The 6,498-nt window shown below is 73.9% G+C and carries 7 protein-coding genes and 1 pseudogene; 4 read left to right on the top strand and 4 right to left on the bottom strand.

Annotation, left to right across the window (positions count from 1 at the left end):
• Window positions 1–151 precede the first annotated feature (151 nt).
• Window positions 152–667: pseudogene (locus AB0M28_RS39380) on the bottom strand (TetR family transcriptional regulator C-terminal domain-containing protein); the annotation flags it as partial.
• A gap of 82 nt (window positions 668–749) precedes the next feature.
• On the opposite strand from AB0M28_RS39380, the gene AB0M28_RS39375 reads away from it, so the two are divergent.
• Window positions 750–1,412 (top strand): hypothetical protein, encoded by a 663-nt coding sequence (locus tag AB0M28_RS39375; RefSeq protein ID WP_365415475.1) that lies wholly within the window; start codon window positions 750–752, stop codon window positions 1,410–1,412.
• Window positions 1,413–1,437: 25 nt separating this feature from the next.
• Window positions 1,438–2,283, top strand: a complete 846-nt coding sequence (locus AB0M28_RS39370; RefSeq protein ID WP_365415473.1) for a DMT family transporter — start codon at window positions 1,438–1,440, stop codon at window positions 2,281–2,283.
• A gap of 2 nt (window positions 2,284–2,285) precedes the next feature.
• On the opposite strand, the gene AB0M28_RS39365 is transcribed toward AB0M28_RS39370, so the two are convergent.
• From AB0M28_RS39365 to AB0M28_RS39355, 3 genes are all read right to left on the bottom strand, one after another.
• Window positions 2,286–3,071, bottom strand: coding sequence for an SDR family oxidoreductase (locus tag AB0M28_RS39365; protein ID WP_365415472.1), 786 nt, complete (start codon window positions 3,069–3,071; stop codon window positions 2,286–2,288).
• 68 nt (window positions 3,072–3,139) lie between these two features.
• Window positions 3,140–4,156 (bottom strand): RNA polymerase subunit sigma-70, encoded by a 1,017-nt coding sequence (locus tag AB0M28_RS39360; RefSeq protein WP_365415470.1) that lies wholly within the window; start codon window positions 4,154–4,156, stop codon window positions 3,140–3,142.
• A gap of 48 nt (window positions 4,157–4,204) precedes the next feature.
• The gene (locus AB0M28_RS39355; protein ID WP_365415469.1) at window positions 4,205–5,161 is read right to left on the bottom strand and encodes an EamA family transporter; all 957 of its coding nucleotides are present in this window, start codon (window positions 5,159–5,161) and stop codon (window positions 4,205–4,207) included.
• A gap of 127 nt (window positions 5,162–5,288) precedes the next feature.
• On the opposite strand from AB0M28_RS39355, the gene AB0M28_RS39350 reads away from it, so the two are divergent.
• On the top strand, window positions 5,289–5,804 hold the full coding sequence (locus AB0M28_RS39350) for a MarR family transcriptional regulator (protein WP_365415467.1): 516 nt from the start codon (window positions 5,289–5,291) through the stop codon (window positions 5,802–5,804).
• Window positions 5,805–5,882: 78 nt separating this feature from the next.
• Entirely contained in the window at window positions 5,883–6,383 is a 501-nt protein-coding gene (locus AB0M28_RS39345; RefSeq protein ID WP_365415465.1) for a DUF1203 domain-containing protein, read from the top strand.
• Window positions 6,384–6,498: the final 115 nt, after the last annotated feature.

Raw genomic sequence — 6,498 nt, 5'->3', positions numbered from 1 at the left:
GCAGGAGGGCGTCGCCCTGGAGCGCGACGCCCGCACGCTGAAGGAGCTGCGCCGTGTGCGGTACGACGGCGAGGGCTGGGGGCTGTGCCTCCAGTTCGTCGAGGTGCCCCGCCAGGACCGCACGCATCCCGTCGGGTGTGGTGAGGCCGGGGCGCATCGCCGCGTGGACGGCGAGGCCGTCCACCAGGGCGTGCAGCCGGTCGGTCTCGCGTTCCACGTCCGCCGCCGGGAGACCGGCCGGTGCCAGGCTCACCACCAGCGCCCGGCAGCCGTCGCGCAGGGCGTCGTACCCCTCGTCCCGCACCGCTCGCAGTTCGGCGTCCACCAGGGCGCGGGCGGTGAAGGCCAGCCATACCTCGTTCTCCACGGCCCGCTCGGCGTCCATGGGCAGCAGCTCGGCCAGCACTTGCTCGGCCCGGCGGCGCGGGTCCGGCTCGGCGGGCAGCCGCTCGATGCGCCGCTCGATCTGCTCGATGACCATCCGCAGGGTGAAGACCAGCAACTCGGACTGCGTGGCGAAGTAGTGGCGCAGCGATCCCATGGACAGCCCCGCCTCGCGGGCCACGTTGCGTACGGACGCCTGGTCCAGTCCGTCGCGGCGGACCACCCGCCAGACGGCGGCGGCCACACTGCGCCTGCGCTCCACGGGATCCACGACTCTGGGCATGAGGCTTTTATAACACAGCCGTGCTACTATTCAGCGTACTAGCACAGTCGTGTCATAAAAGCTCGGCGATCGGACGGTTCCGATGAAAGCCCAGTCTCGCCGGCTCGCCTGGGCGGCCACGGTCGCGCTGCTGGTCATCGGGGTCTGCGCCACCGCGGCGACGGTCTGGCAGGCCGCCGGCGGGGGCTACTTCTGCACCGGGGCCCAGCACTTCGAGACGGGTACCACCGCGCTGAAGTCGGACGAGATAGACGTACGGGCGAACTCGGCGCACGCCGCGGACCCGGACCCCGACCTCGGAGAGCTGGCCCGGGTCCGGATCGTCGTCGAGCCGGTCGACCCCGCCGTCCCGTTGTTCGTCGGGATCGGGCCCAGGGAGCGGGTGGAGGAGTATCTGCGGGGGAGCGCCCACGAGGAGTTCGTCTCCGCGACCCTGCGTCCCTTCCGGGCGGTCTTCCGCGAGACACCGGGTGCCGGGCGGGCCGCCGATCCGGCGGCGCAGCCGTTCTGGGTGGCGACCTCGTCGGGGACCGGCAGGCAGACGCTGGCCTGGAACAAGACCCACGGTGCGTGGTCCGTCGTCGTCATGCGCCTCGACGGCCGGTCCGGCGTGGACGTCCGCGTCTCTGTCGGGCTGCGTTTCGGCTTCCTGCCGCCGGTCGGCGTGGGCACACTGGCCGTCGGCGCCCTCCTGCCGGCCCGGCTGCGCCTGCGGCGGCCGCCGTCGTCGGGCACGGACGCGTGAGGCCGGTGGAGCGGACGGAGGATCCATGAGCGTTGTCCTGCTGGCGCTGGGCGCCAGTCTCGGATGGGGGACCTCGGACTTTCTGGGCGGTGTGAAGAGCCGGGCCCTGCCCGTCCTGTCGGTGCTGTTCATCTCCCAGACGGTCGCCCTCGCCCTCCTCGCCGTCACCGTGGCCGGCCGCGGCGAGGGTCCCGGCGCGGCCGGCGATCTGGCGTACGCCGCCGCCGCGGGGCTGGGCGAGACCGTGGGCATCGCCGCGCTCTACCGCGGGCTGGCCGTCGGCACCATGGGCATCGTCGCGCCCGTCGCGGCGACCGCCCCCGTGGTTCCGCTGGTGGCCGACCTGGCGAGCGGGGAGCTGCCGGGGCCTGTGCAACTCGCGGGCCTGGCCCTGGTGCTGGCGGGGGTGGCCGTCACGTCGCACCGGCCCGCCGGCGCCGCCGAGGAGGCCGGTGCCCGGGTCCTGCCGAGCGTCGCCTACGGACTGCTGGCATCGCTCGGCTTCGGGACCTTCTTCCTCGCCATGGGCCGGGCCAGCGAGGGCGACATCGGGTGGGCGCTGCTGACGGCCCGGTCCACCGCGGTCGCCGCCCTCGCCGCGGCGGCGCTGGCGCGTCGCCGGCGGCTGGGGGTGGGGCGCGCCGACCTGGCGCCCGTCGCCCTGATCGGCTGCCTGATCGTGGCCGCGGACACGCTGTACGCCACGGCCACGACGCACGGGCTGGTGAGCGTGGCCGCCGTGCTGGGGTCGCTGCACGCGGTCGTCACCCTGGTCCTTGCCCGGGTCTTCCTGCACGAGCGGCTGGAACGCACCCAGCAGGTCGGCGTCGGCGCCTGCCTGCTGGGGGTGATGGCCGTCGCCGCCGGCTGACGTCAGCGCGCGACCATCCCGCCCGTCACGTTGACGAACGTGCCCGTGATGCCGCCCGCCTGGTCCGAGGCCAGGAATGTGGCCGTGCCGACGATCTCCGCCAGGGACGGGCTGCGGCGGGTCATCCGCATCGAGTCCAGGTTGGCCAGGATGCCCTGGACCGCCTCCTCCGTGATGTTCGCGTTCACCGCGCTCAGCTTCTCCAGGGTCAGCGTCTCCGGGACGCCGGCGCAGTAGATGCCCACCGCGCGGACCCCGCTCGGCCCGAGCTCCAGGGCGAGGTTGCGGACCAGGGTGTCCAGCGCTCCGTCGGCCGGGCCCGTGCCGCCCATCATGGGGCTTCCGTACGCGGAGCCGGAGTTGAGGGTGAGGATCACGCCGCTGCCCTGTTCGGCCATCCGCCGGGCGGCGGCGCGGGCGGTGATGAAGTTCGAGGTGAGGCCGTTCGTCACGGGGCGGACGAGGTCGGCCACCGTCATGTCCGCCAGCGGGATGCCCTGGACGTCGCCGCGCGGCACGAGGTTGAACGTGATGTCGATGCCGCCAGCCTCCGCGGCCACGGCCGCCGCGTGCGCCTCGACGGCGTCCTCGTCCAGCGCGTCGACGACCGCCGCGCTCGCCAGACCGCCCGCCGCGGTGATCTCCTTGGCGACCGCCTCCAGCGTCTCGCGGGTACGCCCGGCCAGATACACCCGCGCTCCCTGCTCGGCGAAGGACTTGGCGGTGGCGCTGCCGATGCTGCCCGCCGCGCCGTAGATGATCGCGGTCTTGCCGGTGAGGATGCCCATGGTTCGTGGTCCTTCTCGTTGTTACGCCGGTGGGTGACGCCTGTACTGACGCGCGGGGCCGTAAAAAATCATCGGCCGGATCCGGGCAGGACGAGCGGCAGGCCGAACACGGGGAACAGATGCGGCTCGAACGACGTGATCTCCGCGATCCGCCCGCCCTCGACGCGCAGCACGTCCAGCACCTGGGCACGGTAGACCGAGGTGCCCGGCCGGCGCACGTAACCCCCGGCGGCGGGCATGCCGTTGGCCGCGGTGGGCAGATGGCGCCATTCGCCGAAGTACGTGGGGGAGTCCGGGTCGAGCGTCGGCGCGAGGAACCGCAGCAGGGTGTCGCGGCCGGTGAACCAGTACGGGTTCGGGGGCATCGTGAGCCGGATGTCCTCGCTCAGCAGGCCCGCCATGGCCTTGACGTCCATGGCCGCGGCGCACTCCATGTACTGCCGCAGCACCTCCCGCTCCTCGGCCGTCGGGCCCGTCGCGGGCGCCCACTCGGCGCGGTGGCGGGGGAGGTGGCCGCGGATCGTCGGGCGGGCCCGCTGCAGGGCGCTGTTCAGCGAGGCGACGCTCATGTCGAGCATGTCCGCCGCGTCGGCGGCGGGGATCTCCAGTACGTCCCGCAGGATCAGCGCGGCCCGCTGCCGGGGCGGCAGGTGCTGGATCGCCGCGAGGAACAGCAGCTCCATCGTCTCGCGGTGCTCCGCGGCGACGGCCGGCCCGTCGTCCGGGGCGGGTACGTGCGCGAACGTCTCGTCCGGGTAGGGCTGCAGCCACGCGATCCGCGGCGGGGGATCGTCGCTGCCGTGGTCCATGCCCGGGATCGGCTCGTACACGGCGGGCCGCCGGGTGACCCGGCGCAGATGGTCCAGGCAGGTGTTGGTCGCCACCCGGTACAGCCAGGTCCGCAGACTCGACCGGCCCTCGTAGCTGCCGCGCGCCCGCCACGCCCGCAGGAGCACCTCCTGCACCAGGTCCTCGGACTCGTCGTACGACCCGGTCATCCGGTAGCAGTGCCGCCGCAGCTCGGCCCGGTGGGCCTCGATCCGCGCGACGAACCCGTCCTCACCGTCCGGCAGCTGATCGGACATACGGCCCCCCGTCGGGTCGACTGCGTACTACGCCTGGGCGCTACGCAATCACCGCGAGGGGGTGCGCAGCAACCGGTTCGCAGCAGCGGGGCGGGCCGCCGACGACGCGACCAGCCGGCTCCCGCCGGGCCGGCCCGCCGCCACGGCCGTCTGGCCGAGCACCGTGCTGCCCAGGGCGACGGCCATACCCGCCAGTTGCACCGCCGTGAGCGACTGCCCCAGCGCCACCCACCCGATCGTGGCGGCGGACACCGGGCTGAGCAGGCTCAGGAACGACAGGGACGGCGCCGTGAGCCGGGTCATCCCGCGGAACCACAGGGTGTACGGCACGGCCGTGGTGAACACCGCCAGATACAGGTACCCGCCGACCGCGGAGGCGGAGAGCGCGGGCGGCGCCCCCTCGACGAGCAGCGCGAGCGGCGCGATGAACAGCCCGCCCACCACCAGCTGCCAGCTGGTGAAGGCGACCGCGCCCACACCCTCGGGCCGCCCCCACTTGCGTCCCAGGACCGTCCCCAGCGTCATCGAGGTCACGGCGGTCAGCCCCGCGAGGACACCGACCAGGTCGAGCGAGGCGTTCCCGCGCAGTACGACGAGGGAGACGCCGCCGACGCCCGCGAGCCCCGCGAGCACCGGCCGCACCCCCGGCCGGTCGGAGAGCAGCAGCGCGGCGAAGGCGAGGGCCAGCAGCGGACCGACGGCGTTCAGGACGGCGGCGACGCCGCCCGGCAGCCGGTACGCGCCGATGAACAGCAGCGGGAAGAAGGCGCCGATGTTGAGCATGCCCAGCACGCCCGCCCGCCACCACCAGGAGCCCTTCGGCAGCACCCGTACGAACGCGAGCAGCACCAGCCCGATGGGCAGGGCGCGCATCGCGGCGGTGAACAGGGGGCGGTCCGGTGGCAGGAGCTGCGTGGTGACGGCGAACGTCGAGCCGAACAACAGCGGTGCGAGCGCGGTGAGCGCGGTCACACCGAGTCGGGACTGCCCGGTGGTGCGGGACATGGTGGCGGCCTCCCCCTGGATTGCTTACGACAGCTAATAGCTTACCAGCAAGCTACTTGCTCGCAAGTGGCTTGCTTCCGAGTCACTTGCTTGCGAGTAAACCGGGCGGGGAGCCAGAATGTTCCGCATGACTGCCGCCGACCGCCCCGCCACCGACGCCGTCGACGTGATCACCGCCCAGTGGCGCGAGGTGAACCCCGGCCTCGACGTCTCCTCGATGGAGGTGCTCGCGCGCGTCTTCCGGATCGGCGACACGGTCGGCGCCCGGATGACCAGGGCGTACGGCCGCTACGGACTCTCGCGCGGCGAGTTCGACGCGCTCTCCGCGCTGCGCCGGGCCGGCGAGCCGTACACCCTCTCCCCGCGCGAGCTGGCCGCCGCCACGCTGCTCACCACGGGCGGGATGACCGGGCGGCTGGACAAGCTGGAGCGGGCCGGGCTGCTCACCCGCAGCCCAGACCCGAACGATCGCCGCGGCCTGCGGGTCACGCTCACGGAACGCGGGCTGGAGCTCACTGACGAGGCCGCCGAGGCGGGGCTGCGCGTGCAGCGCGAGGCGCTGGCCGGGCTCACCCCCCAGCAGGCGGCGCAGCTGGCCGCCCTGCTGCGGGCGCTGGTCACCTCCAGCGAGCGCACGGGCTGACCGGCGTCCGGGAGGGGCGGGAACGCGACGTCGGATTCCTGCCGGACACCCGGCGCCCGCCGCACCAGACTCGAGGGCATGACGACGACCTACACGCCCCAGGCCATCCCCGCCGACGTACTGAAGGAGCTCCGCGCCGGCGACGACGCCGGCCGCCCCATGCGGCCCTTCACCGCCGAGGAGGCGGGAGCCCCGTTGCGCTGCTGCCTGCGGTCCGCCGCCGAGGGCGAGGACATCGCGCTGGTCAGCTACGCGCCGCTGCGCCGCTGGGCGGCCGCGACCGGAGTCGACCCGGGGGCGTACGACGAGCAGGGGCCGGTGTTCGTCCACGCCGCGGAGTGCGACGGGCCGGGGGAGGGCTACCCCTGGACGCGGCAGGGCGCGCTGCGGGCGTTCCGGCGCTACGACGCGCAGGGCCGGATCGCGGGCGGCGAGATGCTGCGGATCCCCGAGGACGGGCAGGCGGCCTTCGACCGGACGCTCGACGCGGCCTTCGCCGACCCGGCCGTGGTCCAGGTGCACGTACGGGCCGTGGAGTACGGCTGCTTCCACTTCGCCGTACACCGGCCGGCCGCCTGACCCCCCCGGAAGAAGACGAGCGGGGCGGGTGCCCGAAAGCACCCGGGACGGCGCAACCAGCGTGCAACCTGGGCGAGTTGCCGCCGTGCTTCCCGCCGGCGGCGTCCGCTCGGAG

Origin of the sequence: Streptomyces sp. NPDC051940, assembly GCF_040680895.1 — a bacterium.
Classification (GTDB): domain Bacteria; phylum Actinomycetota; class Actinomycetes; order Streptomycetales; family Streptomycetaceae; genus Streptomyces.
This window is presented reverse-complemented; position numbering and strand designations above follow the sequence as displayed.